The 25,196-nt window shown below is 59.6% G+C and carries 26 protein-coding genes and 1 pseudogene; 17 read left to right on the plus strand and 10 right to left on the minus strand.

Annotation, left to right across the window (positions count from 1 at the left end; all coding sequences use genetic code 11):
* Positions 1–34: 34 nt before the first annotated feature.
* From NKH21_RS01550 to NKH21_RS01615, 14 genes are all read left to right on the plus strand, one after another.
* On the plus strand, positions 35–208 hold the full coding sequence (locus tag NKH21_RS01550) for a Flp family type IVb pilin (protein WP_352862840.1): 174 nt from the start codon (positions 35–37) through the stop codon (positions 206–208).
* Positions 209–291: 83 nt separating this feature from the next.
* Positions 292–1,329, plus strand: a complete 1,038-nt coding sequence (gene cpaB / locus NKH21_RS01555; protein WP_352862841.1) for a Flp pilus assembly protein CpaB — start codon at positions 292–294, stop codon at positions 1,327–1,329.
* Positions 1,330–1,386: 57 nt separating this feature from the next.
* Positions 1,387–2,832, plus strand: a complete 1,446-nt coding sequence (locus NKH21_RS01560; protein WP_352862842.1) for a type II and III secretion system protein family protein — start codon at positions 1,387–1,389, stop codon at positions 2,830–2,832.
* Entirely contained in the window at positions 2,819–3,100 is a 282-nt protein-coding gene (locus NKH21_RS01565; RefSeq protein WP_352862843.1) for a hypothetical protein, read from the plus strand. Before NKH21_RS01560 ends, NKH21_RS01565 begins: the two co-directional genes overlap by 14 nt.
* A gap of 74 nt (positions 3,101–3,174) precedes the next feature.
* Positions 3,175–4,659 carry a TadE/TadG family type IV pilus assembly protein gene (locus NKH21_RS01570; RefSeq protein ID WP_352862844.1) on the plus strand — a complete coding sequence of 495 codons (1,485 nt, stop codon included), beginning with the start codon at positions 3,175–3,177 and terminating at the stop codon, positions 4,657–4,659.
* A 5-nt stretch (positions 4,660–4,664) separates the two neighbouring features.
* Positions 4,665–5,192, plus strand: a complete 528-nt coding sequence (locus tag NKH21_RS01575; RefSeq protein WP_352862845.1) for a TadE/TadG family type IV pilus assembly protein — start codon at positions 4,665–4,667, stop codon at positions 5,190–5,192.
* A gap of 2 nt (positions 5,193–5,194) precedes the next feature.
* Positions 5,195–5,830, plus strand: coding sequence for a TadE/TadG family type IV pilus assembly protein (locus tag NKH21_RS01580; RefSeq protein WP_352862846.1), 636 nt, complete (start codon positions 5,195–5,197; stop codon positions 5,828–5,830).
* The gene (locus NKH21_RS01585) at positions 5,827–6,990 is read left to right on the plus strand and encodes a CpaE/TadZ family protein (RefSeq protein WP_352862847.1); all 1,164 of its coding nucleotides are present in this window, start codon (positions 5,827–5,829) and stop codon (positions 6,988–6,990) included. Before NKH21_RS01580 ends, NKH21_RS01585 begins: the two co-directional genes overlap by 4 nt.
* A complete protein-coding gene (locus NKH21_RS01590; protein WP_352862848.1) occupies positions 6,974–7,564 on the plus strand; it encodes a L,D-transpeptidase in 591 nt (196 codons plus the stop codon). Before NKH21_RS01585 ends, NKH21_RS01590 begins: the two co-directional genes overlap by 17 nt.
* The gene (locus NKH21_RS01595) at positions 7,561–8,154 is read left to right on the plus strand and encodes a hypothetical protein (RefSeq protein ID WP_352862849.1); all 594 of its coding nucleotides are present in this window, start codon (positions 7,561–7,563) and stop codon (positions 8,152–8,154) included. The genes NKH21_RS01590 and NKH21_RS01595 overlap by 4 nt, the downstream gene beginning before the upstream one ends.
* 212 nt (positions 8,155–8,366) lie before the next feature.
* Positions 8,367–9,002: a ribbon-helix-helix domain-containing protein gene (locus NKH21_RS01600; RefSeq protein ID WP_502911833.1), complete on the plus strand. Its 636-nt coding sequence runs from the start codon at positions 8,367–8,369 to the stop codon at positions 9,000–9,002.
* A gap of 177 nt (positions 9,003–9,179) precedes the next feature.
* Positions 9,180–9,602: a hypothetical protein gene (locus NKH21_RS01605; protein ID WP_352862850.1), complete on the plus strand. Its 423-nt coding sequence runs from the start codon at positions 9,180–9,182 to the stop codon at positions 9,600–9,602.
* 1,068 nt (positions 9,603–10,670) lie between these two features.
* Positions 10,671–10,874, plus strand: coding sequence for a hypothetical protein (locus NKH21_RS01610; protein ID WP_352862851.1), 204 nt, complete (start codon positions 10,671–10,673; stop codon positions 10,872–10,874).
* Positions 10,875–11,374: 500 nt separating this feature from the next.
* A complete protein-coding gene (locus NKH21_RS01615) occupies positions 11,375–11,584 on the plus strand; it encodes a hypothetical protein (RefSeq protein ID WP_352862852.1) in 210 nt (69 codons plus the stop codon).
* Positions 11,585–11,755: 171 nt separating this feature from the next.
* Here the strand turns inward: NKH21_RS01615 and NKH21_RS01620 are convergent, their stop codons facing one another.
* The 4 genes from NKH21_RS01620 to NKH21_RS01635 form a co-directional block, all read right to left on the minus strand.
* Complete coding sequence (locus tag NKH21_RS01620) at positions 11,756–12,865, minus strand: LacI family DNA-binding transcriptional regulator (protein ID WP_352862853.1); 1,110 nt, start codon at positions 12,863–12,865, stop codon at positions 11,756–11,758.
* A gap of 110 nt (positions 12,866–12,975) precedes the next feature.
* The gene (locus NKH21_RS01625; RefSeq protein WP_352862854.1) at positions 12,976–14,505 is read right to left on the minus strand and encodes an amino acid ABC transporter permease/ATP-binding protein; all 1,530 of its coding nucleotides are present in this window, start codon (positions 14,503–14,505) and stop codon (positions 12,976–12,978) included.
* Between the two features lie 76 nt (positions 14,506–14,581).
* Positions 14,582–15,418 (minus strand): ABC transporter substrate-binding protein, encoded by an 837-nt coding sequence (locus NKH21_RS01630; RefSeq protein WP_352862855.1) that lies wholly within the window; start codon positions 15,416–15,418, stop codon positions 14,582–14,584.
* Between the two features lie 159 nt (positions 15,419–15,577).
* The gene (locus NKH21_RS01635; RefSeq protein WP_352862856.1) at positions 15,578–16,444 is read right to left on the minus strand and encodes a PfkB family carbohydrate kinase; all 867 of its coding nucleotides are present in this window, start codon (positions 16,442–16,444) and stop codon (positions 15,578–15,580) included.
* Positions 16,445–16,545: 101 nt separating this feature from the next.
* Between NKH21_RS01635 and NKH21_RS01640 the strand changes: the two genes are divergently transcribed.
* Positions 16,546–17,547: an SIS domain-containing protein gene (locus NKH21_RS01640; protein ID WP_352862857.1), complete on the plus strand. Its 1,002-nt coding sequence runs from the start codon at positions 16,546–16,548 to the stop codon at positions 17,545–17,547.
* Between the two features lie 64 nt (positions 17,548–17,611).
* Entirely contained in the window at positions 17,612–18,739 is a 1,128-nt protein-coding gene (locus tag NKH21_RS01645) for an NAD(P)/FAD-dependent oxidoreductase (RefSeq protein ID WP_352862858.1), read from the plus strand.
* 406 nt (positions 18,740–19,145) lie between these two features.
* On the opposite strand, the pseudogene NKH21_RS01650 reads toward NKH21_RS01645, so the two are convergent.
* From NKH21_RS01650 to NKH21_RS01680, 6 genes and pseudogenes are all read right to left on the minus strand, one after another.
* Positions 19,146–19,563: pseudogene (locus tag NKH21_RS01650) on the minus strand (TA system VapC family ribonuclease toxin); the annotation flags it as partial.
* Positions 19,560–19,787 carry a ribbon-helix-helix domain-containing protein gene (locus NKH21_RS01655; RefSeq protein WP_023718512.1) on the minus strand — a complete coding sequence of 76 codons (228 nt, stop codon included), beginning with the start codon at positions 19,785–19,787 and terminating at the stop codon, positions 19,560–19,562. The pseudogene NKH21_RS01650 and the gene NKH21_RS01655, both read right to left, overlap by 4 nt.
* Positions 19,788–20,116: 329 nt before the next feature.
* On the minus strand, positions 20,117–21,142 hold the full coding sequence (locus NKH21_RS01665; RefSeq protein WP_352862895.1) for a zinc-binding alcohol dehydrogenase family protein: 1,026 nt from the start codon (positions 21,140–21,142) through the stop codon (positions 20,117–20,119).
* A gap of 93 nt (positions 21,143–21,235) precedes the next feature.
* The gene (locus NKH21_RS01670; RefSeq protein WP_352862859.1) at positions 21,236–22,150 is read right to left on the minus strand and encodes a sugar ABC transporter substrate-binding protein; all 915 of its coding nucleotides are present in this window, start codon (positions 22,148–22,150) and stop codon (positions 21,236–21,238) included.
* A 93-nt stretch (positions 22,151–22,243) separates the two neighbouring features.
* Positions 22,244–23,029 carry an ATP-binding cassette domain-containing protein gene (locus NKH21_RS01675; protein ID WP_352862860.1) on the minus strand — a complete coding sequence of 262 codons (786 nt, stop codon included), beginning with the start codon at positions 23,027–23,029 and terminating at the stop codon, positions 22,244–22,246.
* The gene (locus NKH21_RS01680) at positions 23,026–24,078 is read right to left on the minus strand and encodes an ABC transporter permease (protein WP_352862861.1); all 1,053 of its coding nucleotides are present in this window, start codon (positions 24,076–24,078) and stop codon (positions 23,026–23,028) included. The genes NKH21_RS01675 and NKH21_RS01680 overlap by 4 nt, the downstream gene beginning before the upstream one ends.
* Before the next feature lie 167 nt (positions 24,079–24,245).
* Between NKH21_RS01680 and NKH21_RS01685 the strand changes: the two genes are divergently transcribed.
* Positions 24,246–25,157, plus strand: a complete 912-nt coding sequence (locus NKH21_RS01685; RefSeq protein ID WP_352862862.1) for a GntR family transcriptional regulator — start codon at positions 24,246–24,248, stop codon at positions 25,155–25,157.
* Positions 25,158–25,196: the final 39 nt, after the last annotated feature.

Genomic DNA, 25,196 nt, shown 5'->3' on the forward strand with positions numbered 1-25,196 from the left:
CGTCGGGGTTTGAACCTCCAAAGGGAGAATTGGCATGAAGAAGCTCATGACAATGGCCCGGCAGTTCCGCGATGACGAACACGGCGCTGCCATGGTCGAATATACTATCCTGCTCGGCATCATCACGGTCGCAGTGATCGCTACCATCATTCTTGTCGGTGCCTGGGTTGCCGGCCAATGGACAACGCTCCTAGGGCAGCTGCCGTGATATCTTGATTGTCATTATCGACGCCGGGGGCTCTCCCGGCGTCGATCCAGGCGGTGGGTGAAGGAGTCTGGCGGGGAAAGAAAGTGCGTGCAAACACTGTCATTATGATCGTTCTCGCCGGCGTATTCGGCGTGCTCGCAGTGGTTCTCGCCAATATCTGGCTGACCAGTCAACGCAGCGCTATGGCGAACACGGACGTGCCGCGCGACACCATTGTGGTGGCAGCCGTGTCGTTGAAATTCGGCGACACGCTGTCGGCCGATAAGCTGCGTGAAATCACATGGCCGGCGGGGGCGGTTCCGGCCGGTGCTTTCAAGACGACAAAAGATCTACTCGCTGGCGAAGGCACAAAGCAGGCGCTGCAGGCGATCGGCGCCAATGAACCCGTTCTCGCCACCAAGATTACCGGCCCTGGCCAGCGCGCCACGCTTTCGGCGGTGCTCGGCGAAGGCATGAAAGCTGTTTCCATCAGAGTCAACGACGTGCTCGGCGTCGCAGGATTCGTTTTCCCAGGTGATCGGGTCGACGTGCTCTTGACCCGGACCGTGCGAAATGCTGGAGGTGCGGACCAGAGTTTCGTCGACGTGCTGTTGCAGAGCATGAAGGTGCTCGCCGTCGACCAGGTCGCCGATGAAAGCACGGATAGTCCGACAGTGGTGAAATCGGTGACCGTAGAGGCCAGCACCAAGGACGCTCAGAAGCTGACGCTGGCCGCCGGCGCCGGCCAGTTGTCGCTGGCGCTTCGCCAGGCAGCAGCCAGCAAGGACGAGATCACCCAACGTATCACCCTTTCCGACCTGACCGGCGAAACGCCGGCCGATGTCGCAGCCAGGCAGGCCGAACTCGCCAGGCAGGCGACAGCCGATGCTGCTGCGGCAGCCGAGCGCAAGCGAGCGGACGACAAGATCAATGGCCTGACTCGGGCCGTCGAACAGGTCGGAACCCGGCTCGACGACTTGAGCAAAGCAAAGCCTGCTCCGGCCGTGACCTCGGCACCCGAGGCGCAAGAGGTCGTTAAGGAAGTGATCAAATATGTGCAGCCGGAGCCGTCAGCCCGTGCGACTATCGGCGTTTTTCGGGGCGTGAAGCTCGAAACATATGATGTACCGCGACAAAGATAACTCTGGTATATTGGGATAAAGAGCGTCCGAAGAGCCGCCAAAAAGAGGGGAACGTAGATGCGAACGGTCCGGGAAACACTGGCAGCCGCCGCGCTGGCCTGTTCGGTGATATTACTGCCGATCGGCCTTGAGGCTACGGCAGCCGATCGCCGCATCGACGTGTCGAACCCCAGCGTCCATCGTATCTTCCTGCCCATGTCGCAATCAGTGACGATCGAAGTGAACGCCACTCTTGGCGATATCGTCGTCGCCGACGAGAAGATCGCAGATGCCCAGCCGATGACAGACAAGACGCTCTATGTCATTGCCAAGGGCGCCGGTACCACCACCGTCAATCTCTTTTCCGAAGACAAGCGCTCGCTTGGCGTAATCCAGATCGAGGTCGGCGTCGACGTCAATGATATGGCGCAGGCAATTCGACAGGTAGCGCCCAGATCGCGGATCGATATCGGCTCGGTCAATGGCAAGGTCCGGCTTGGCGGGCATGTGAAGGACGGTGCCACGCTGGCGTCGATCCTGGAAGTGGCCCAGCAATACGGTCCCGACGCGATTATCAATGCCGTTACCGTTGATGACAGCCAGCAAGTTAATCTGGAAGTGCGCGTGCTTGAGGCCAAGCGCAATGCCGGTCGCGACCTTGGTGTGTCGATCCGGAGCACGAACAACAGCGGAACGACCCGAACTGGAACGGGCATTGCCGCCGTCGATGAAGATAACGTGGTGCTCGGACCGGGCGGTCTGCTCACTGGCCTGCTGTCGAATACCAATCCATTCGCGGCGCTGATCACTCGCGTCATCGACAGCAACATCAAGGTCGATCTGATCATCGAGGCGCTTGAGGCAAAGGGTGTCGTGCGCATGTTGGCCGAGCCCAATCTCACCACACTTTCCGGCGAGTCGGCCAGCTTCAACGCCGGCGGTGAAGTACCCATCCGCAGCCTCAACAGCGATGGCCAGATCAACATTGTGTACAAGCAGTTCGGCGTGAATCTGCAGTTCACGCCAATCGTGCTCAACGACGACAAGATCCATATCGAGCTAGCGCCGGAGGTAAGTGACCTGAACGGCTTCACGCCGGCCGGCGACCCGATCTTCACCACCCGCAAGCTGGCGACCGTCGTCGAGTTGCGCGACGGTCAGAGTTTCGCCGTCGGCGGGCTCTTGTCCAGCAAGAATACCAAAATCCAGAGGCAGGTACCATGGCTGGGCCAAGTGCCGATTGTCGGCGCGCTGTTCCACAATTCAAGCAATCAGAAGGAAGAGACCGAACTGGTCGTCATCGTCACCCCGCATATCGTTCGCCCGGTGAAACCCGGCGAGCAACTGGCGACCCCATTCGACAAGACACGGCCGGCCAACGACCCGGAATTTTTCGTGCTCGGCCAACTGGAGGTAACCAAGGACATGGTGCGCAAATATGAACTGGGCGAAGGCGTCGTCGGCCCCTATGGCCACATGCTCGACCTGAAATCCAAGGACAAGATGATCTATGTCAAGAAATAGGGTGTTGATCATGCTTTTGTGCGCCAGCGGGCTGACGGGCTGCGCGGACTATCTGAACCGCTACGACACGGTGACATTGGCCGCGGGCGACACCCAGAAATACAATTCGCTTCTGCAGACGGTCGACCCTCTCAATCCGGCGTCGAAAAGGACCGCTATTGAGGGGGATGGCGCGCGCGCTGCAGCTCTTGCCCAGAGTTACAAGTTCCCACCGCCACCGCCGCCGCCGCCGGCGATCACGGTCAATGTCGGGACGCCGAAAGACTGAGCGGATTGAACGGAAGGGATCAGCGCGTCAGGTAAACGAAGGATCCTGGCGTCAAGGAGCAAAAGAGCAAGGCCATGCTGCGTATTATTCGCGCGTTCTGGCACGATCAGAGCGGAATAGCGCTGATATTGGTCAGCGTCATGCTGCCGGCGATCATCGGATTTTCTCTGCTGGTGATCGATATGAGCCGGGTCAACAACCTGCATAACGATCTGCAGAAGGGGGCTGATGCGTTTGCGCTGGCAGGCGCGGCTGAGCTGGATGGGACATCGGACGCTATCAGCCGTGCTGACAGGGCGATCGCTACGCTGGTAAGCAATCGATACACCTTCTCGACCGCCGGCCCTCCTCAAACGCTCGCTTCCGCCGGAGTAACACGCCGATATCTTCGCTCGTTGCCGGCCACCGACAATCTCCCCATTGTGCCCGCCAATGTGATCACCGACGAGCTGAATGACGCCAAACTTGCCCGTTTTGTTGAAGTCACTGTAACCCCGGTCGGGTTTGCCGCAATCTTCCCGGCTTCCTTCTTGTCATCCCGCGCGAGCAACAGTTTCAATGTCGGCGCAGTCGCTGTGGCGGGCTTCACCTCCGGCGTCTGCGATTTCACGCCGGTCTTTATGTGCAACCCCTACGAGACGGTGAACGGGACGAATGCAGCGGGCGGATACACACTTGAGCAAGCCATCGCAAATCCGGCTGTCCATCGTCGACTGATCGAACTGAGGAAGGTCGGAAACGGGGCTGCCGCTGGTCCTGGTAACTTCGGCTTCCTCGAACCTCCGGCCGGTGTGGGGAACGGTGCTCAAGCTCTCGCTCAGACGATTGCAACATCAAGGCCAGTTGGTTGCTACAGTTCCGCCAGCGTTACCACGAAGACTGGCCAAAACGCCGGCCCAGTGCAAGACGCCTTCAATGTTCGTTTCGGCATTGCGGCAAGCGGCAACCATTTCAATAGTGCTGAATACGGTCCAGCCGCGAACGTCCGCAAAGGGGCAATCAAGACCCGAGGAAGCGCAAACCAATGTCCTTCCATGAACCAACTTTCATTCACCCAAGCTGGAACAATGGGCCTTCCACGCGACGCGGCCACTCCATACCTCGGCGGCCGGATGGGCGATGGAAATTGGAATTTCTCAGGTTACTGGAGCACCAACTTTGGTTCCGCTGCCTACCCATCTTCATGGAATACGACCAAGCCGACGCGCTATCAGGTCTACCGTTACGAAATATCGGCCGGGTTGGTAGGCACGGCGTCGACCGGTGGAGAGATCGGAACCCCGTCGGCAGCTTGCCAGCCCGCTGTCACGACGGTTGACCGTCGGTTGATTTACGGCGCGATCCTGAACTGCAATGCACTCCAAGCTGCCGGCAACAATCTGTCCGGCCACAGCACGGATCTGCCGGTCCAAGCTTTTGCAAGCTTTTTGCTCACTGAACCAGTTGCGTCCCCATCGGAAGATGCATCCGTGATGGTTGAACTGGTGGACGTTACTGGGGGTGGTGGCCAGGGCACGCTTGACAATTTCCTCCGCGACGAAGCTCAGCTTTACCGGTGATGGCCATGTTTGGAACGCTGTTGCGTCATCTCGATAGATTTCGATGCGACCAGCGCGGTGCAGTGCTCATCGAAATGACGCTGATCACGCCGCTGATGCTGATTTTGGCGAGTGGCGTGTTCGAATTCGGCAATCTGATTCACGAAAAACTCCTGATGGAAGCCGGGCTTTCAGATGCAAGCCGCTTCGCCGCGCGCTGCAACAGCCAATTGTATACACAAGCCGGGCTTGCAGCGATCAACTGCGCCGACATTGCTGCAAATATCGCTGTGTTCGGCAATGCGGCGGGAACAGGCAGTGCACGCGTCAGCGGCTGGCAGAAATCGAATGTGACGGTGACAATCGCTGCCGCCGGTTCCTGCCATGACGCTGTGGTCGCCGGCGTCGCCCAATATCGATCAACCACCGCGCAGGTCTGTATCGTCAGGGCTGCGGGTACCTTGGCGTACAGCGGGGTCGGCATGCTATCGATCATCGGCATCGGCCCGATCACGCTGAACGGCTCTCACGAGGAGCGGCTGATCCGGTTCTGATCATGATCAAGCGTTTTGCGGAATCGGACGACGGCGCGGCGATGGTCGAAATGACCATCGTTTCGACGCTGCTGTTTGCCCTTGTCCTCGGTTTCGTCGATTTCGCTCACGCCTTCTACCAATGGAACGCTGCTACCAAGGCGGTCCAGCTCGGCGCCCGGATGGCCTCGATTTCAGACCCCATTGCGACGGCCCTTGCGACTGCGGCGCCGACGACGACACCGGGTGCGCCAGTCGTTGCCGCGGCATATGGGCCCTTCGTCTGCACATATACTGCTGGTACAGGGGCTTGCACCAACGGGGGCGTATTCAATGCCGCCAACTTCAGCCGTGTCTTCCGCGGGGACACGGCAAACACCAACAACGATGCCTGTCCCCCACTCGCAGCAAATCAACGGCCCGGAATGTGCCATTTCTTTCCGCGCTTGCGCCGCGACAACGTGGTGGTCACCTACAGCGCGACTGGCTTGAGCTATCAGACCCGGCTGGGCGGACCGGTGCCGACAATCACCGTAAGTCTTCAAAACGTGACCTTTCAGTTCTTCTTTCTGCAAGGGCTGATGGGCTTTGCGAACGTCACCATGCCGTCCATGCTAAGCACGGTCACGGGCGAAGACCTGAAGAGCACATCACCATGAACGCTATCAACACCAAGGTTCTCCCAACCAAACGAAAGCAGGTCGCCCTGTTCTCGTCGGATTCGCAATTCAGACACGACGTGGCGACGCGGCTCGATGCGCTGGCGATCTATGATGTCCGGATTTCCGAAACGGATGACTTTCTCAAAGGCCCGACCCCCGACACGCGGCCGGGCATCGTAATCCTCGACTTTGCAAATGGCGATCTGCTTGGCAAGCCCGGCATTGTCGAGGGGCGCGCCCTGTGGGCGGCCGTGCCGCTGATTGCGGTTTCAGACGAGCTGACCTCTGAACAGACGCGCATCCTGGTGCGCATGAACGCCTCGGACTGGCTGCACAAACCACTCGATGCCAAGGAGCTTCTGAATGCGGTCACCTTTCACGACACCGGCAACCAGGGCACCAAGAGCCGCATCATCACCTTCATCAGCGCTAGCGGCGGCGCCGGCGCCACGACGTTCGCTTTGTCGGCCGCGGACTTCCTGGCCTCGAAATCCACCGAACGTGCAGCTTCGACCTGCCTCGTCGACCTCGATTTCCAAAGCGCCAATTGTGGCGCCTATCTCAACCTCTTCAACCAGTTCGACCTTGCCGGCATCATCGGCCAGCCGGAACGGCTCGATGTTGAACTGATGGACGTCATCAAGCTCTCGCGCCCGTCCGGCCTGACGCTGTACGCCTTCGAACGGCCGCAACTCCCATTCGAGCCGCAGGGCGCGGATTTCGTGTTCCGGCTGCTGGACCTCGTCGCCTATCGCTTCGATGACATCGTCATCGACCTGCCCAACATCGAAACTCCCTGGCAGAATCCTGTGCTTTCCACGAGCGACGCGATCTTCATCGTGTTCGAGCTCAACGTCGCCTCGCTGCGGCAGGGCAAGCGGCTCTACAAGAAGATCCGCGATTTGCGCGGCAATTCGGTGAACATCACGCTGGTCGCCAACAAGCACAGGCGCAAATGGTTCGGCAACCACTTTTCGCGCAGCGAACTCGAAAGGATATTCAAGGCACCGCACATAAAATCGGTTACCTTGGACAATGCGCTGCTGACCGATGCGCTGAACCGAGCCATCATGCCTTCCGAGGTGGACGGGCGGGCACGCTTCAACAAGGATCTGAAGCGGATGTTCAAAGAGCGGCTCGATGACACTGCCCGGTAGATATCGCTTCGTTCCAACGCTTGCGGGCGCCTGCATCCTGGGCCTGGCGTTGGGGGCACCGGCCTGGGACTGCGCCCATGCCCGCTCCGCGCTATCGAACCAGCCGCCGCTGCCAGCCATGGGCCCCAGCCTGCGCAAGTTCGTTGTTTTCCAAACCGCGGAACAGCCGGGCACGATCATTATCCGCAAGCAGGAGAAGGCGCTCTATCTTGTGACCCGAGAGGGTGAGGCGCTGCGCTACCAGATCAGCGTCGGGCGTGACGGATTTGGCTGGACCGGCACTGTTGAAGTGGGGGCGAAAACCGAATGGCCGGAATGGCGCCCACCGAGAGAAATGCGCGCGCGCCAGCCGGAGCTGCCGGAGATGGTGCCGGCCGGTCCCTACAATCCGCTCGGCGCACGGGCGCTCTACTTATCGCGAGACGGGCACGACACGCTTTATCGCATACACGGCACCAACGACCCTTCAGGCGTTGGCTTCGACGGCACATCGGGATGCTTTCGTCTTACCAACACCGATGTGATCGATCTTTTCAGGCGCGTCTCGGTCGGTGCAAAGGTGGTGGTCCAATGACGATGATTAGCGACCCGGACATGCCGGCGATCGACATTGGGCCTGGGACCCAACCTATAGAGCAAGCTGTCGCTGGGAAACCGAGCAATGTCACGATAATCGGCGTTGTCGCTGCAGGCGCCTTGCTGATCACAGCCGCAAATTTAACAGCCGCGATCTATCTCTTCAGCGGCATCAACGAGCTGCGCTCTGTCGAAGGGAGGCTGGAACAGCTCGGATCGTTCGAGCAACGGATTGCGGCCCGGCTCGACACCGTCAATAACGGTTTCCAAAGCCGGTTCGAAAAACTGGACAATCAACTGCAGGGTAGCTTCAGCCAGATCAACGGCAGCATTGCCCGGATTGAACAGAACTTGCCGCTGGTCCACGACGACGCTTCTAGCGTGGCGGAGCCTCTTGTTGAGACGACCAGCGCCACGGCGGAGCCGCTCAGCGATCTCGATGGTGAAGAAGCGACCGAACGCAGTATCGTGGAAGCACCACGCCCGCCCAAAAAGAGGAGCGCAACACCGGTGCCTCCTGCCCCAAGCTCCTCCTACCGGCGCATAGAGCAGCCTGACGGCAAGGTGTATTATCGCAAGATCGATTAGAGCGGGATACGGGAGCGTAGGGAATGCTTGCCAGAGAAGATCGTCCGCCGCTTTTGGCGTCGCGCGTGTCGCGACAGACGAATCGACGCTCGAAAGGGAGGCAAGACTTATTTGGTCATCCGGGACATGATGTGCTCAGTCGACATCGAGACGGGCAATACGACACTGAGTTACCTTTTGAAGCCGACCATCAAGGCGTCAGGAGATCATGAGTGAGCGCTATCGCCACCTGTCCTCCCACCAATCGTGATCGGCTGCTTCTAACGATCACGAAAGAGGATTTCGGGCTGGAATTCCGGGTGGTCGCGCGTGGCGGCATACGCCGCGGCATCCGTCTGGAAAAGGCTTTCTGGATATCTCTGAAGCAGATGGCTGAAAGTAGGAAATGCACTATTGGCATGCTGATCGAGGAGATCGCCGAAAGTGCGACCAACACTGGTAACCTGACATCGGCGATACGGGTGGCTTGCATAAACGGGCTCGCCGATGAAAACATCGTCCTGCGGAAGCTTACATCGATCAGGACGATCAATGCCATATTGCTTGCCTGCCCCTCGCCCGCTTTTGCCTTGGCGTCATCGAAGAAGATCCTGACGTTCAATGCTTCGTTCCAGCAATTGGTCAAGCGTCAGTTGCCGATCGGAGCAAACAATGATGCACGACTAAATCTCAAGCTGGCGCTGGATCTTAATGTCGCCGACATCTTTGCCCAACTCGACGCCGGCGAAGTACCGATCGCCAGCGGCTTTGTAATCGCGGCCGGCGAACGTCGGTATCGAGGTCAATTGAATATGGTACGGGCGCCCGTACCAGAACCGGAGTTGTTGATGGCGTTCGTCAACGGTTAGAGCTGCGGCCTCAGGGAGCGAGGCTCAATCCGGGCTGAAGATGCCTCATTTCGGGCGAATAGGAACTGTCTGCGCGCCTTCGCTTGGACCCGACCGCTATGGCCAGCCCGACGGCCCACGCCGCAGGAGCGGATTCTTTCATTACAATGAAGGGCGACAACCTCGAAGAGAGAGGGCATGACGACGTACTGGCGCCAGAGAAGGCTTGGCGAGCGGAAAGCGGAATTGGATCCGAAGCGGGCTGATCGCCGCGCGAATCCGCGGCGAAAGGCTGCGTCCAAGAAGACATTTCGCAGGACCGAACACATGTGTTGGCTGGAAAATAGAAGGCTTAACCGCTCCGCGAAGCTCATTGCCGAAGCTGAGCATGCCGAACGTACCGAAAAGACAGCAAGATTGAGATCGCTTCGGATGGCAGCTCAGAGCGACCAGAAGGCTCCGTTCCTTGAGGAACTCGATTGCTCTCTACTTGTCGCCGCATTGACTCAAGGCGAGTTATCGGCTGAACCTGCCGACGGCCTGAATGATCGAATTGGCAGGGGCCGAGCAAGGGCAGCGGGCAAAAACCAGTATTCGTCCGCGCTCGCCATTTCGAATTAGCGAGTGTTCCCTCGTTCGATGATTCAGAAGGCGATCTTGACACCTGGCCTGCCGCTGACAGTGGAACTGTCTTGAGACCACTGGCCGCGAATTTCACTGCTGAGCGTGGTCGATTGCGTTGAACCCAGACGACATTGTGACATTGCCACGAGAAGTCTGCGTCTTCAAACTCACTCTCTCTGCCCTCAACGCTTGCCGTGTTGGAATAGCCGAAGCGCTCCTGGATATCCGCTCGCGCATAGGGGCTGATCACCATACCGTCGCCGAACAGAAAATCGGCGTAAACTCCAGGTTCGAACTTGACTGCGCCAAACGACAAACGGCTCTTCCGATACGAGACCTGAGCCCGTCAACAGCGCAGCCTTGGCAAGTTTTTGGCTACCCTGCAGACCCATTGGGCCCCATTTCCATCATCGATGCCGCAGCTTTGATGTTCGCCGCACCTTGGCTTCGCACGCCTACAAGTTCGGTCTCCATGCTGCTCTCGATTGGCTGCCAGTCTCTGCAGGATTAGCTGTCGTGGCCTACTTCACAGTCGTTGCCGATAATTAGAAGCCGTGTGGCAAGGTACTTGCGTTGGTGGGATCGCGTGTCATCATCCCTCATGACCAAGGATGAAGCGGAACAGGCCGTTCGCTATTTCTGTACGAAATGGGCCGAGGAGCGCGGACTTCCTCATGCGCCTGAGAATCCAAATTTTTCCGACTTCTTTTCCTAGCTTGAGCAGAAGTCTCCTGGTCACCTGAAATTCCGGAGTAGCACTCCAGTGCGCGATGACGTGGAGCGATGGTTTGTCGATGAATTCAAGCAGGGCTGGCGCTACTAATTTAGCGGTCTTCCTTACGGCGAAATAGCCGCCTCGAACGCTTGGATTTTTAGATGCAATTCCTTGGGAGCTTGAGAATCTCAAGCCTAACCGGCCCGCGGCTCCAGCCTTCTCGCGCAAGCATAACGACATGTAGGCGCGACTGCGGAGTGCATCTTTAATCGATTGACTCGTGTGATGCACCGGCAGTTAATTGCCCGGTTGGTCCTGACAAAAGAGGGGCAGGAAATTGGGAGCAAACGATGACGGTGCAGAAGGAAGACTATCGAACGAATAGGGCCGACTATGCCATTGCTGCGATGCCTAGCCGAGCTACCGCTGAAGGCGTTCGCGACGATTTACTGGCAAGAAAGAAGTCTCTGTGGCTAAAAGATCGGCGATCTGCGAATTTGGCTGCAAACCCGTCGGAAAGCTCGCCAGAACCGAAGGCCAAACCGCGCGGTTAGCGACAGCACCTCTTCTTGGTGCCTTATCAAGTACGCTCCTTGCAGCGGCGAAGTTTTGTGCGCGATGCTCTGCCGTTACAGGACACGGCTTGAACGCTGCCGCGCGAGATTCCTATTGGGCCGCACCTAAATTCCAGATGTCCCGATGCAGGCGCCACGTCCCGTCGTCGCCTTGTTTCCACACGACGATCTAGTTGCGCGCCACGGTGGAGAGGGCGCCGTTTGCTCGGCACACCGAGCGAAATGCGCCAACTTCGTAGGCGAGATTCCCGCTCCCTTCTGGCGGTCGCCCGACTGGAACCCCGAACTTTTGCGAATTGTTGGCGGATCCGACAGGACTCTGAGGTATAGCTAAGATTGCCTTAGCTCGTGCCCGAGCATGTTCCCGTCTTCGATCATCTGCGGGGTCATCCCAACATCTTCTATGGCATGGGCTTCAACGGAACCGGCATTGCACAGACGCCGATCGGCGGCCGCGTCGCCGCGTCCTGGCCAGTCTGGTGCTCGAGCGCAAGGATCGGCGGAGCGCCAGCGGTCTGGTCGGGATCGACCGGCGGCTGGCATTGCCTCCAGAGCCGTTCCGCTATCTCGGCGCCAGACTTGTGCGCGGCGCTATCCGGCGCAAGAACGACATCGAGATCCGCAACGGGAACCCGGATGTTCTCACCCGTTTTCTTGCGCAGCTCACGCCGGGGCATCGTAAGCAGTAGTAGTCGTGCCCAGCAGTCCGCCTGGGCTGTCATTCAGCCGAGCCGATCCGCACCGGCCGGTGTTACTGTAGGTAAGCGAAGGCGACAAGGCAGTACAATCTCCCTGGATGGCATCGACCCCGGCGTAGAGGCGCTGCAATTCAGCTCCAGCCGGACCGTCGCGGCCGGAGATCAGACGGCCTGGCGGTTGCGATGGACCGCAATTGAGTTACGCTCCACCAAGCGGGCCGCCAGCACACGGTGCTCGAAAGGCAAAGTGGCCTCCCCTAACCTCCTCAAGAGAAGCTCCGCCGCGGCCGCTCCGATCAAATGCGCCGGCTGCGCGATGGCTGTGATCCCCTGTGCCACGAATTGCATCCAGTCGAGATCGTCGAAGCAAAGCAGCGAAAGGTCTCCTGGGATCACAAGCTTCAGTGCCGATGTGGCCTCCAGAACGCCTGTCGACATCACGCCATCGGCGGTAAACAGGGCGGACGGCGCATTGCGCATTGTCAGCAGATCGAGTGCCTCCTTGCGGGCCGCCTCGCTAGAATAGATCGCCACGCGGCGGATCAACTGCGGATCCGGCGTAATGCCCGCGGCGCGATGGGCTTCGAGGTAACCTAATAGCCTTTGCCAGCTTGGATGATGATAGCGAATATCAGCGCTGGAGAGATCGGCATTTGCCACAAACGAGCCAACACCATCGCGTTGGCCCGGCCCGAGCTCGGCCAGAATTCCAATGCGGCTGTGTCCGGCACCGATCATCGCCGCGATGCTGCTACGCGTTACGGAAACATTGTCGACCACGACTGAATCGGTTTCCAGGCCCGCAACCACGCGGTCGAACTGCACGACGGGACAGCGGGCTGCGACTGCCTCACGAAGATGATCCGGTTCGTCCACGAAAGTCGATGAGACAATCAAACCGTCGACCTGCTTTTCCAGCAGCAGCTGCACCGCCTCTCGCTCGAGCTCGGCATTTTCGTCACTATTCGTAACGATAACCCCGAAGCCGCCACGGCGCGCCATATCCCCTATTCCGCGAAGCACGCTCGCGTAGAACGGGCTTTCGATGTCGCCAACCACAACTCCGATAGTCTGCGTCTTACCGGTGATCAGACCTTTGGCCAGGCGATTGGGGCGATAGCCCAGCTCAGCTGCAGCGGCACGCACCTTCTCCTGGACCTCGGGGCTGCTGTAGCCGTAGTCACCAAGTACACGCCCCGCCGTGGCGGAACTCACCCCGGCCCGGCGAGCGACCTCTATGATGGTTGCGTTTTTCGACAATCTTTCAGTCACTCGGCAAACTCCGCCGCCAAGGCGCGCGTTGTGACGGCGACCTAGCGGCAGTTAAGCCCGCCCCGCAAGGCCGAACACTGCAACCCCCGCGGTTGCGCACATCATTGCAATCACAGTACCTCTGACAGAAAGCGCCGAAGACGTGGACTCTGCGGATTGTCGAAAAGGTCCTCAGGCCGTCCTGCCTCGACGATCCGCCCCTCGTCCATGAACACGACCTGGTTCGCGACTTTGCGGGCAAAGTTCATCTCGTGTGTGACGACCACCATCGTCATCCCGCCGCGACCGAGATCGGCCATCAAATTGAGGACACCCTTGACCAATTCAGGATCGAGCGCGCTGGTGACTTCGTCGAACAGCATGATTTCGGGCTCGAGGGCGAGCGCACGCGCGATGGCCACCCGCTGCTGTTGCCCGCCCGAGAGATTGGCTGGCCGGTGATCCTTGCGCTCCAGCAGTCCGACTTCATGCAGCCTCGCCAAGGCCGCGCCCTCAGCCTCCTCGCGCGACATGCGTTTCACCTTGCGCAGAGCCAGGGTGATGTTGGCGAGCGCGCTGCGGTCGGGGAACAGATTGAACTGCTGGAAAACCATGCCGACGCGCCGCCGGAGTTGGTCAGGGGTTTGTTTGTAGATGCTTTCGCCGTCGAGCAGAATGTCACCGGCTCGACACTCTACGAGGCGATTGAGGCAACGCAGCAAGGTCGACTTGCCCGAGCCGGACGGACCGATGAGGCAGGTGACCGTCCCGGGCTGCACCTTCAGACTGACGTCATGAAGCACCTGGACGACGCCGTAAGCCATGTCGATATTCTTCACCTCGATGCCGCCGCCCTTGAAGCGTGTGGGCGCTGCTACAGGCAACGTCGCTGCGCCCGGCACGATCGCTTCGGCAAGCTCGGCGACTTCCTTGAGGCCGCTGTGCACGGCGGTGATACGTTTGCCAACGCGCATGCGCGCGTCGATATAGTTGACGAGGTGGGTTAGCGGGACCGTGATCACGAGATAGAACACGCCGGCCAGCAACAGCGGTGACAGATTGCCGGTCAGCACGGCCTGGTCCTGGCCGACGCGGAACAGTTCGCGTTCGGAAGCGAGCAGGCCAAGGAAATAGACCAGGCTGGAGTCTTTGACGTTGCCGATGAACTGGTTGACCAGTGCAGGCAGGACGCGGCGGATGCCTTGCGGAATCACCACCAAGCGCATGCCTTGGCCATACGTCATACCAAGAGTGCGGGTCGCGTCGATCTGACCACGCTCGACGCTTTGAATGCCGGCGCGGAAAATCTCCCCGATATAGGCGCCCGCAATCAGGCTGAGTGCCAGAATGCCTAGCGGATAAGGCGATGGACCGAACAGCTCTCGGCCCAACCGCGCGAAGCCCTGGCCAATGATCAAAATCGTGACAATGGCCGGGAGCCCGCGAAAGATATCGGTATAGACCCGCGCAAGGATTTTCAGCGGCTGGTTCTCGGAAATCCCCATCACGGCGAGTACGATACCGATCAGCGTCCCGAAAAACGTCGAGGCAAGGGCCAGGATCAGGGTGTTCTTGAGGCCGACCATCACCATGTTCGGCAGAACTTCTGCCATCGCCTGGAAATCAAGAAAGCTGCGGGCGAAGTTGTCGAACCAGCTCATATCAAGTCCATCTATAACTCGGCCGGGCACCGTTGCTCACGGGCCCGGCCGGAAACGATAACGAATACGCGCGAATTTACTTCTTTGGCAGATATTGATCCGGCATCGGGGTACCCGGGAACCATTTCTCGTGAAGCCGTTTCCAGGTGCCATCGTCCATGGCCTCGCGCAGTGCCTTGTTGAGCGCTTCGCGGAAAGCGTCGTTGCCCTTCTTGACCACGAACCCGGCAGGCGCGTCGAAGGACGGCACATTCATTGTTATCTTAAGGTTCTTGTAGCGCTCCACATACTGCTTGGCCGACTCATAGTCGGTGAAATGGCCATCGATCGTCCCGTTGTTCAGCGCCGCCACCGCAGTGTTGTTGTCGGGGAATTTGACGATGTCGCCCTTCAGGTTCTTCTCGGCATAGATTTCCTGGAGCGTTCCCTGGATCACGCCGATGCGCTTTCCGGCGGTGCTCTCATTGCTCGTCAGAGCCGGATCAGCCGAAATGATCGACAGGTAGCCGGCGAGATAGCCGTCGCCAAAATCGACGGTCTTCTTGCGCTCCGCGGTCGTCCCAATAGCGGCGACAGCGACGTCGAAGCGGCCGTTGGCGACAGACGGCAGGAGCGCCGAGAATTCCTGGCCGGTGAAAACAACCTGCTCCTCCTTGAACCCGAGCCGGCGCGCCACGTCGCGGAAGAGTTCAGCGTCGAAGCCGGTGAAGTTGCCGTTGGCGTCGGTGAAGACATAGGGTTTCGCATCGCCCATGGTTCCGACGCTGATCACCGTCGGGTCGATCAGGTTGTAGGGGTTGTCGGCCGCTTTTGCCTGCGTTGGTGCGGCCAGCGCGCCAAGTCCTGTCACCAGCGCGATCGTCAGCGCCAGACCGGATTTCATCAGTTGGCGCCTGCTCGAATTCGTTTGCATGTCTTCTCCTCTTACGATTGGCCGAACTCGGCCTGCGGTCCCACTCGAAGTCTCATCCGTCAAACGCTCTTGGGGGCGCCTCCGCGAACGAATGAGAACGTTATCACTTTCTCTAGCATTGTCTATTTCTTGCGTCAATTGTTCCGTGGAATTTCGCAGCTAGATGGCTTTCCCGCCTCGAAGGTGCCCCGCTCCGCGGAGGATCTCTGGCGTCATTGTCCCTATGTCGATCGCTGTCGCGTGGCCAATCGCCCCGTAGTACTGGCACGTAGCGGCTGCTGCCTCCGCCGCATGATCGAGAATGGCTTGAGGCGCCTCTTCCCTGAGCAGGCCGACTAACGTTCTGGCGATGAAGGTGTCGCCCGCGCCCAGCGTGTCGACGGTTTCGACCAGTCGCGCCGGCGTGCTGTAGGAGGTCGAGTCCCGGTAGAGTGCGGCGCCGGCTCGACCGCGAGTCACCAGGACCCACTTTGAACCATATGCAAGCAGTTCGGCTGCGATTGCAGTCAATTCCTTGTCGTAGAGGCCGTCACCCGAAACGGAAGCCAGATAGCAATAAGGCCCGATCTCGCGTCGATGTTCCCGTTCGCGCCGCGTGGAAAAATCGTAAGACAACAGTGACTTACCCGACACCGCGGCAACCCACGGGTCTAACCCGCTGGACTGGCCGATGTGGACGGCCTGAAAGCCTGAGAGAAAATCCAGATCTTCTTGCGTTGGCGTGAACATCGACACCCCGAGATCGAAATCCAGGAAAATCCGATCGGCGTTGCGGTGACCTATGAGGCAATAAGCGGTCGCCCCCTCGAGGCGTCGCAATCGGGTGACGTCCACGCGCTCGGACTTGAGTACGGCGTGGATCAAGTCCCCGGCCCGGTCTTTGCCGATTGATCCAACATAGGCAGATTGTCCGCCGAAGCGGCTCACATACACCGATAGATTGAGGCAATTTCCGCCAGGATACATCTCGCCGCGAGCGAGATAGCAATCGACCACGTTATCGCCTATCGCGGCAATCTTGACCATCGCAGGACTTTCAGTTTAATGGATATGAGAACGTTCACACAATGGCCGCCGTTTGTCAATTATGCGCCGGCCCAAGCTCTGTCAACGAAAAGAGGAAGCTCATGATTTCCACCCTGCCCGCCGACGTGGAACGCGCGCTGACCGCTACGGCGGGCAGGCAGTTTTCGCATCTATTCCTCGTGGCGTGCGGCGGCTCGCTCTCGATCATGATGGCAGGCAAATACTTCATCGATCGTCGCAGCGGTACATTCGCCTGCGATATCTACAACGCGGATGAGTTCGTTTGCCGAGACCCACGACGGTTGGGACCTGACACACTCGTTGTTCTTTGCTCGCAGACCGGAACCACCAAGGAGACCGTCCGAGCGGCCAATCACGCAAGAAATCGAGGCGCAACGACAATCGGCATGACGCTTGACCAAGTATCGCCCCTCGCGCGCTCCGTCGACCACCCTGTGGCGTACCAGGCCTCCTACACGACGGGCAAACCGATCGATGCAGCCCGCAGCAATTACGGCGTGCTCTACATGTTGCTCGCCGGCTTGATCGATGCTCGGGAAAATGCCGGGCTGACCGCCGATCTGCTGATGAGCCTGAGCCATCTTCAGCCGGCGATCGAACGTGCGCACCGGACCTATGCCGACCGGTTTAAGGCCTTCGTACCCCGTTTCGCGCCGTGCAATACGATCTACACACTGGCCAGCGGTGCAAGCTATGGCGCGGCCTATTCCTACGCTATCTGCGTGTTGATGGAGATGCAGTGGTACGACTCGCAGGCCATACACGCTAACGAGTTTTTCCACGGCCCTTTTGAGGTGGTGGATCGGGACGCTTGCTTCGTGGTCTTGCTGGGTTTGGACGAAACGCGGAGCCTTTCCGAACGCGCCCGCGATTTCCTTTTCAAGCACGGCAGCCGGGAAAACATCCTGGTGCTCGATGGAACGGAACTCGACCTCAGCGGTATGTGCGAACACATCAAACCTTATCTCGTGCCCCTGGTCTTCTTCGACACTCTATGGCGTTTTGCCTACGAGCTGGCCGGTCTGCGCGGCCAGCCAATGCTCGAGGGCCGGCGCTACATGAAGAAGCTCACGGATTACTAGTTCCGCAGCACTCTGCAGCCATCCAACAACCCCCAGCCCGTCTTCCGCGAAGAAGGATTTCTCCATGACTGCATCCCCAAAGCCGCGCCATGTCGTCGTCATCGGCGCAGGTATCGTCGGCATCTCTTCCGCGCTGCACCTCGCTCGTCTTGGCGTTGATGTAACCATTGTCAACGACGGCGCACCGGCCAACGGTGCATCCGGCCGTTCACTTTCCTGGCTGAACTCAGCGCGACGTGCTGACACTGCTTACCACCGCTTGAGGCTTGCGGGCATCGACCGTTATCGGACCCTGGCGGCCACAAGGCCGGAAACGGCGTCGTGGCTTCGCTTTGACGGCGGCCTCACCTGGGATGCGGATGATGAGACGAACCAGATTGCCTCCATCTGCCAGCTGGAGCAGGATATTGGGTATGACGCGCTTCTGCTCGGCCCTGCCGAAGTCGGCGCAGTGACGCCCGGTGTCAACGCCAACGCAATCACTCCGCAGGGTGCCATCTTCAATCCTGGCGAAGGATGGGTTGACCTGCCCTTGCTTATCGATCTGCTGCTCAATGAATTCCGCACCCGCGGCGGCAGGCTTGCTCAGGACGCTGGACGGGTGCGGATAGATGCCACCGGTGGTCGCGCGCGTGGCGTGGTCACTGCTGACGGTGTGCCGGTAAAGGCGGATGCAGTCGTCCTTGCCGTTGGGCCAGCGACGCCTGCCATGCTTGCGGAGATCGGAGTCGATGTCCCTGATGCCACGCCGATTTCACTTCTCTTGAAGACCAAACCGGTCAAGACCGAGCTCCGTGCCGTGCTGAATACGCCGCGCGTGGCGGTACGCCCGACGCCGGATGGCGCACTTGTTTTGGATTCGGCGTGGTCGGAGGAAGAGGTCGTGGTCAACTCTGACGGAACCTACGCCGTGCACGACAAGACGGTCAAAGGACTGCTCGACGAGGCTAGTGCCGTGCTCGACGGCAATCCGCGGCTTCAACTCGCTACCTATGCCGTTGGCCCGAAGCCAATCCCCGGTGACGGCGAGCCAGTGCTTGGCTTCGTCGAGACCGTCGCCGGCCTTCACGTCGCCTTTAGCCACAGCGGCGCCACGCTCGGATTGATCGTCGGCGAATTGCTTGCCAAAGAAATTGTTTCCGGAAATCCCCATCCCATGCTTGCAAGCTTCCGCGCAAAGCGTTTCAGCTGAAAGGGCAATCGCGGCCGAGGTCGAACTGTCCAGATGGACCGCGCGCCTGAGGAATCTTATCAAGAATCGCTAACAGCGAATATCCGTCTCCCGCGGTTTCAACGTTGGTCGGAGGGCGGTCTAGGTTAAGAAGCTGAGGTGACCTTGCCGAGAGATAGGTGACATGATCGTTTTATCGGGTTGTCGTCTTACGGCAACAGAGACGGCGACGAGTGTCAGCGCCGCGCGTCCAAGCGCGAACGCGCAGGGGAGAGATGAATGCCCCATAAACTATGGTCAGATAGCCGCTCGCGATCCCCTGGAGTGCGCTGAGTGCGACAAGTTCCGGAATCCTCAATTCAAAGCCAAGAAGATCGAAAGGCAGACTGCACCGAAGAGTCCGGCGGTCAACCTTGTGGGAATCAGAATGCAGTGCAGACTTGCCGCCCTTCACGGCCGCCGCTGACAGCTTGCGGTCAAAGCTGGCAAGTTGGCCGCCGCGCGCCTTGGCGAGGGCGAGAAGGTACGTATCCGTCACCTGCGCCGAGGTCGGGATTTTCGCAGCATCGATGCCGCGGAGCCAACCAGGCTCACATCGTCGGGCCAGAAGCTTGGCCCGTGCAGAGTCCGCAACTTAGTAACGATTTGCGCAACGACGGCGGGCGAGCCGGGACATTTGGAATATCTTTGGTTGCCGACGATGCGCAGGACGCCGTTTCGGTGATCGGACAAGTAGCCCATGCCGCATTGCCCGTCTCTTCGAACCAGCCATGCGCGTCGCCATGGGCGACGTGACCAGGATCGATCAGTGCGATCAGCACATTGACACCGAGCAGGAAGGTCAAGGCAGTTCGTTTCGCAAGGCGTTGACCGTCTCAAGCGTGACAGGAGGTGCATGCGGCCGAGGCGACAGAAGAGGAATCCCGTTGCGCTCGCCGCCAGCTTGAGGCCGGCGCAGCGAGCGCCGGGCGAGATCGCTAATGACCTCGCCGAGGCTACGACCCTGCTGCCGGGCCATGGCCCTGGCCGCGACCAGGACGTCGTCATCAATCGCCAGTGTGGTTCTCACATCACTCTCCTGACGCGCATCAAACATCACGCATGATGTGGACTAGCTACGTCGGACACTCAAGCGGTGCGAATACCCGGCGGATTTGCGTGGAACACGTTTTGCCGGAAAGATCGTCGCTCCGCGGCTTCAACCTTTATGCGACGAAAACTGCGCCCGCGGTAATCAGCGAAACGCCAAGCCAGTTCGGCAGGAACAATTGTTCTCTGAGGAAAACCACGCCGAATACCGTGTCAAGCGCGACGCTTAGCCTTGCGTCACCGAGCAACTCCCCCTCCTACAATGCAGCGCCAGGGCTGCGATGACATGTCTTGATAGTGTTGCCGAAGTCAGCCAGATCCCGCTACGTCGATAACGGCCTTGATCAGACCGGACTTCTGCTGCGCCCAGATTGCGATGTCGCGTGGGCTGTCGCGCAGGGTGGTGCGGTGGGTGACGAGCTGGTCGATTGGTATTTTTCCAGCGCGGATCGAGGTAATGACGTGCTGGAAATCGCTACGCGTCGCGTTGCGACTGCCGATCAGCATCATTTCCCGTTTGTGGAACTCTGGATCTGAGAAGGTTATGTCGTCCGGCACGACGCTGACCATCACCATGACGCCGCCATGGGCAACATAGGCAAAGGCAGACTGCATCGAACGGCTGTTCCCCGTGGCGTCGAAGACGACGTCGAAAGCTGCTCCCGCAGTTCGCTCCGCTATCGTTTCGGCGATCGATCCCTTCGATCCGTCGATCACCAGGCAACCCAATTGCCTCGCGGCAAAGGTCAGCCGCTCGGTATCGACGTCCATGACGGTCACGTTCTGTTGCGCGATGCGCGCAAAAAGCGCGGTGCCGAGGCCGATCGGCCCGGCGCCGATAACCAAGGTGCGCATGCCCGGCCCCGCCATGGATCTGCGGACCGCGTGGGCACCGATGGCCAGAAACTCGACCGTGGCAGCCTCGACCGGTGACAGGCCGGCCGCTGGTATCAAGTTCTGCGCCGGCACGAGAATCTGCTCACTCATGGCACCGTCACGGTGCACGCCAAGCACCTCAATCGACATGCAGCAGTTAGGCTTGCTCTGGCGGCAGGCGGCACAATTTCCGCAGGCAAGATAGGGATTGACGAGGATTTGCTCTCCGACCGACAGGTCCACGGGCGCGTTGATTGCCGCGATTGTTCCCGAAACCTCATGGCCCATGACGCGTGGATAGGCGAGGTAAGGATGCCTGCCCTCGAAGATGTGGTAGTCGGTTCCGCATATCCCGACAAAGGCGACATTGACCAGTGCCCAGCCTTCGGGCGGAGCCCCTGGTGCCTGCTGCTCCTCAAACACCAGTCTGCCGGGCTCGGCGCATCGCACGACTTTGATGGTGGGGTCCATGACTGCAATTCACCCCTAGCTAAGCTGGGGTCCGGCAACAGGAAGTGGTCCAGCGGTGCAATCCGCCGGACCGCTTGTGGATTACTCGAAGTCCTTGACGTTCTGCAGCGTCACCAGGCCGGCGCCGGTATCCACATTGGCCTCGACGGGTTCCCCACGGATAGCCTTGACGACGGTGTCGATGCCAAGCTCGCCCATTTTTGCGGGAAATTGAGCTACGCTGGCGTCCTCCGCCCCCGACTTGATCGCTTCGATCTCACCGCAGCAGGCGTCAAACCCGACCACTATGAGGTTGTCGTTGGCAATGCCAGCATTGCTGATCGACTTGACGGCGCCAGGGATCGGCGGTCCGCAGGCCGCGTAGATTGCCTTGAGATCAGGATTGGCGGTCAGGATGTCTTCGGTCACTGACGTGCCAAGTTCCAGCGTGCAGTTGGTTGCACCCTTGCCGACGACCTCGACCTTGACGTCGCCCAGTCCCTCCATCATGCCCGTGACCCGGTCATCCAGAGCCGGCACCCCGGGAACGCCTTGCAAAATACCGATCTTGTCACCGCTCTTGAGCACCGTCTTAAGATACTCTCCGGCGATCTTGCCGCCATTGAGGTTGTTGGTCGATACCAACGCCGTCTGGCCTTTCCAGTTGGGGATGCTGTTGTCGACGAGAACCACTTTGATGCCGGCGGCCACCGCCTTGTCGAGCGCTGGCGCGACCGTCGGGTCGACCGGCGTGATTGCAAGCCCCTTGACGCCTTGCGTGATCATGGATTCGATCAGAGCGATCTGGCCTTCAATGTCGGTAGCCGCCTGGCCCTGGCCGGTGACCAGTTCGATCTCCGGATGAGCGGCCGCGTATTTCTTGGCGGCGTCCTCCATGGTCGAGTAGAACGGCACCGGGAATTTCGTAATCAGGCCGACCTTGATCTTGTCTGCGGCCGAAGCCGGTACGGAAAACGCAACGGCGATCGCCAGCCCTGCGAACAGTTTTCGGTTCATTGGCATTGTATTCCTCCCTTGGATTGAGACGCCTCCCGGCGGGAGACGCTTCAGGCATTTGCGGACCGGAAAGGTCCCCAAATTTCGAACGGGTCAGGCTCCAACGATCATGGAAACCAGTTCCTGTTTGTTGCCCTTGGTCGGCACCAGCTCGCCGACCCTGCGGCCTTGGCGAAGCACCACCGCGCGGTCGGCGAGCTCGACGACATGTTCCATGTTGTGAGTGATCAGGATGACGGCATTGCCCTGGTCGCGAAGCGCAGCGACCAGATTGAGCACCTGGCGTGATTCACGCAGGCCAAGCGCGGCGGTCGGCTCATCCAGAATGACAACTTTGCGGGCGAACACGGTCGAGCGGGCCACGGCGATCGCTTGCCTTTGACCGCCAGACATCATGGCGACGACGGCATCCAGCCGCGGCAATGTAACCTTCAGGTTTGCCAGCAGAGCGCGGGTCTCGGCGTCCATCCGGCGCTGCTGCAGAAATCGTAGGCCGCGCGGAAGCCATTGCGGCCTAGCTAGCTCGCGACCGGCAAAGAAGTTCTGTCCCGGCGTCAGATTGTCGAACAGCGCCAGATCCTGGTAGACGGTCTCGATGCCGGCGAAGCGCGCATCCGCAGGGGAGCGTATCTGCGTTGGCGCACCGTCCAAAAGGATCGCGCCGGCATCGAGTTGGTGCACCCCGCTGATGCATTTGGTCAGCGTCGACTTACCCGCGCCATTGTCGCCGAGCAGGCCGACGATCTCGCCTCGCCGCACCTCGATGCTGACATCGTCCAGGGCCAGAACCGAACCGAAACGCTTCGTAGCACCACGTACCGCTAGCACGGGATTGTCCGCGGTGACCGCGTGATCGATTTTGGCCGCAACGGCGCTCATGACTGCCTCCCGGCTTGCAGGAAACGCACGCGCCCTTCGAGGTAATTGCGCAGCACGTCGGACTCGACCGCTATGACGATAACCACGCCGATGACGATGAGCTGGAAGAAGACGTTGACGTTGAGCAGGTTGAGCGCGTTGCGGATAACGCCGATCATGATGGCGCCGATCAAGGCATGGCCGAGGTGGCCGCGACCGCCAAGAAAACTGGCGCCGCCAATGATCACCGCCGCGATCGTATCCAGTTCCAGCAGATTGCCGAACAGCGGCGAACCGGCGTCGGTGCGGCCGGCAAGGATGACGGAACCGATGCCGGCGCACAGGCCTGAGATGACATAGACGGAAACCAGGACCCAGGACACGGGAATACCCATGCGCAATGCAGCGTCGGGCCGGCCGCCGACGGCATAAATCCAGCGCCCCCAGACCATGGTTTTTGCCATGATGAAAAGAACCGCGGCAACGCCCGCAACGACGAACACCGATCCAGGCAGACCCCAGACCGCGTCGCGGCCAAGCGCATCGATGGAATCCGGCATGCCGGGAATGGCGCGCCCGTCGGCCAGTTGCAGCGCCAGCCCCTTGGCGATGCTCAACGTCGCCAGCGTGATGATGAAAGGATGCGGCAGCCGGCCGAAGACGTAGAAAAGCCCGTTGACGGCGCCGACCGCGGCACCGCAGCCAACCATCACGGCGATCACAAGGATGGCGGGCGCGCCGGCATGAAAGCTCAGCGCGCCGACGACGGATGCCAGTGCAAGGTTCGAGCCGACGGAGAGATCGATGCCGCGCGTCAGGATGACCAGATGCTGGCCCATCGCGACAACCGAGATGACGGCCGTCTGGGCGAGGATGTTGCTGAGATTGCGTCCCGTCAGGAAATAGGGTGACAGAAAGCTGAGGACGGCGATCAGCAGCACCAGGATGACCACCGGACCAGCGCTCAGCAGCATCAGGCCAAGCGAAAGGCCGGGGACGGCTTCTGACTTCCTGGATGCTTGCAACGCGGCTTCGCCGACAGTCGTGCCGGTGTTTCCCGTTTCAGGCAAATTTCCCCTCCCCGCCGCGGCGCCCCGGAGCCGCGTCGTCAAAAACTCAATTCGTGTTCAGGTCCTCTTCTTATCGATAAAAAACAACCAGCCGGGTCGGGTCAAGTTGTTTTTTATGGATAAAGTTCATGCTAAAAAGGACAAGGTATTGTTGCAGGGAAAATCCGATGAGAACCGACACCGTCTACAAGAAGGCCTTCAATCGAGCTGCAAATATGCTGCGCGACGGGCAACTGGCCGGTGAACTTCCTTCCGAAAATGAGCTTAGACGGCGAATGTGCGTCAGCCGCACAACCGTCAGAAAGGTTTTGCGGGAACTGGTTCACCGCGAACTTGTCACCGAGCGTAACGGCCTCAGGTCGACGGGCCGCCCGGTCAGCGACAACGACCACTATCCGGACGCCGAAACCACGCCTCGCGCCAAGCACGTCGAACAGCAGTTCATGGAGTGGATGCTGCGGGGTGACACCAGGCCTGGAACCAGCATCAATGAGCTCGAGCTTGCGCGCCAATTCGGCGTTGCGACCAATGGAATTCGCGAATTCCTAATCCGCTTCAGCCGGTTTGGATTGATCGAGAAAAGGCCGAATACAGGCTGGCTTTTCAAGGGTTTCACCGAAGACTTCGCACTTGAGCTCTTCGAGATCCGGGTAATGTTCGAACTGCGTTCGGCACAGCTGTTTTCACTGCAGCCGGACAGTTCTCCGATATGGTCGAAACTCGCCGCGCTCAAGATGGCGCATGCCGACCTGCTTGAGCGAATTGAAGGCCGTTTTCACGATTTCTCCGGCCTGGACAACCGGTTTCACCGGCTCATAAACGAGGCGTCGCCGAACCGCTTCATCGATGATTTCTACGACATCATCACATTCATTTTTCACTATCACTATCAGTGGAACAAGCAGGACGAAAAGCAGCGCAACCTTGCCGCAATCCACGAACACATTGCCTATATCGATGCGCTTGAGAGCCGCAACTCCACTCGGATTGAGGTGGCCTGCCGAGCGCATCTGGCTTCAGCAAGGGAAACACTGATGCGCTCGCTTACGGGATTTGATGAAACGAGCATCAATGCATAGTGAAAGACCTCTGTCCCTGGGAGGCAAACTCAGCGTGAT

Source organism: Mesorhizobium sp. M1329 (assembly GCF_040318035.1).
Classification (GTDB): domain Bacteria; phylum Pseudomonadota; class Alphaproteobacteria; order Rhizobiales; family Rhizobiaceae; genus Mesorhizobium.

What these genes read in the sequence shown, in the direction of transcription:
- NKH21_RS01550 (WP_352862840.1), top strand. Translation starts at nt 35, where the DNA reads ATGAAGAAGCTCATGACAATGGCCCGGCAGTTCCGCGATGACGAACAC.
- NKH21_RS01560 (WP_352862842.1), top strand. Translation starts at nt 1,387, where the DNA reads ATGCGAACGGTCCGGGAAACACTGGCAGCCGCCGCGCTGGCCTGTTCG.
- NKH21_RS01565 (WP_352862843.1), top strand. Translation starts at nt 2,819, where the DNA reads ATGTCAAGAAATAGGGTGTTGATCATGCTTTTGTGCGCCAGCGGGCTG.
- NKH21_RS01570 (WP_352862844.1), top strand. Translation starts at nt 3,175, where the DNA reads ATGCTGCGTATTATTCGCGCGTTCTGGCACGATCAGAGCGGAATAGCG.
- NKH21_RS01575 (WP_352862845.1), top strand. Translation starts at nt 4,665, where the DNA reads ATGTTTGGAACGCTGTTGCGTCATCTCGATAGATTTCGATGCGACCAG.
- NKH21_RS01580 (WP_352862846.1), top strand. Translation starts at nt 5,195, where the DNA reads ATGATCAAGCGTTTTGCGGAATCGGACGACGGCGCGGCGATGGTCGAA.
- NKH21_RS01585 (WP_352862847.1), top strand. Translation starts at nt 5,827, where the DNA reads ATGAACGCTATCAACACCAAGGTTCTCCCAACCAAACGAAAGCAGGTC.
- NKH21_RS01590 (WP_352862848.1), top strand. Translation starts at nt 6,974, where the DNA reads ATGACACTGCCCGGTAGATATCGCTTCGTTCCAACGCTTGCGGGCGCC.
- NKH21_RS01595 (WP_352862849.1), top strand. Translation starts at nt 7,561, where the DNA reads ATGACGATGATTAGCGACCCGGACATGCCGGCGATCGACATTGGGCCT.
- NKH21_RS01605 (WP_352862850.1), top strand. Translation starts at nt 9,180, where the DNA reads ATGACGACGTACTGGCGCCAGAGAAGGCTTGGCGAGCGGAAAGCGGAA.
- NKH21_RS01610 (WP_352862851.1), top strand. Translation starts at nt 10,671, where the DNA reads ATGACGGTGCAGAAGGAAGACTATCGAACGAATAGGGCCGACTATGCC.
- NKH21_RS01625 (WP_352862854.1), bottom strand. Translation starts at nt 14,505, where the DNA reads ATGAGCTGGTTCGACAACTTCGCCCGCAGCTTTCTTGATTTCCAGGCG.
- NKH21_RS01630 (WP_352862855.1), bottom strand. Translation starts at nt 15,418, where the DNA reads ATGCAAACGAATTCGAGCAGGCGCCAACTGATGAAATCCGGTCTGGCG.
- NKH21_RS01635 (WP_352862856.1), bottom strand. Translation starts at nt 16,444, where the DNA reads ATGGTCAAGATTGCCGCGATAGGCGATAACGTGGTCGATTGCTATCTC.
- NKH21_RS01640 (WP_352862857.1), top strand. Translation starts at nt 16,546, where the DNA reads ATGATTTCCACCCTGCCCGCCGACGTGGAACGCGCGCTGACCGCTACG.
- NKH21_RS01645 (WP_352862858.1), top strand. Translation starts at nt 17,612, where the DNA reads ATGACTGCATCCCCAAAGCCGCGCCATGTCGTCGTCATCGGCGCAGGT.
- NKH21_RS01670 (WP_352862859.1), bottom strand. Translation starts at nt 22,150, where the DNA reads ATGAACCGAAAACTGTTCGCAGGGCTGGCGATCGCCGTTGCGTTTTCC.
- NKH21_RS01675 (WP_352862860.1), bottom strand. Translation starts at nt 23,029, where the DNA reads ATGAGCGCCGTTGCGGCCAAAATCGATCACGCGGTCACCGCGGACAAT.
- NKH21_RS01685 (WP_352862862.1), top strand. Translation starts at nt 24,246, where the DNA reads ATGAGAACCGACACCGTCTACAAGAAGGCCTTCAATCGAGCTGCAAAT.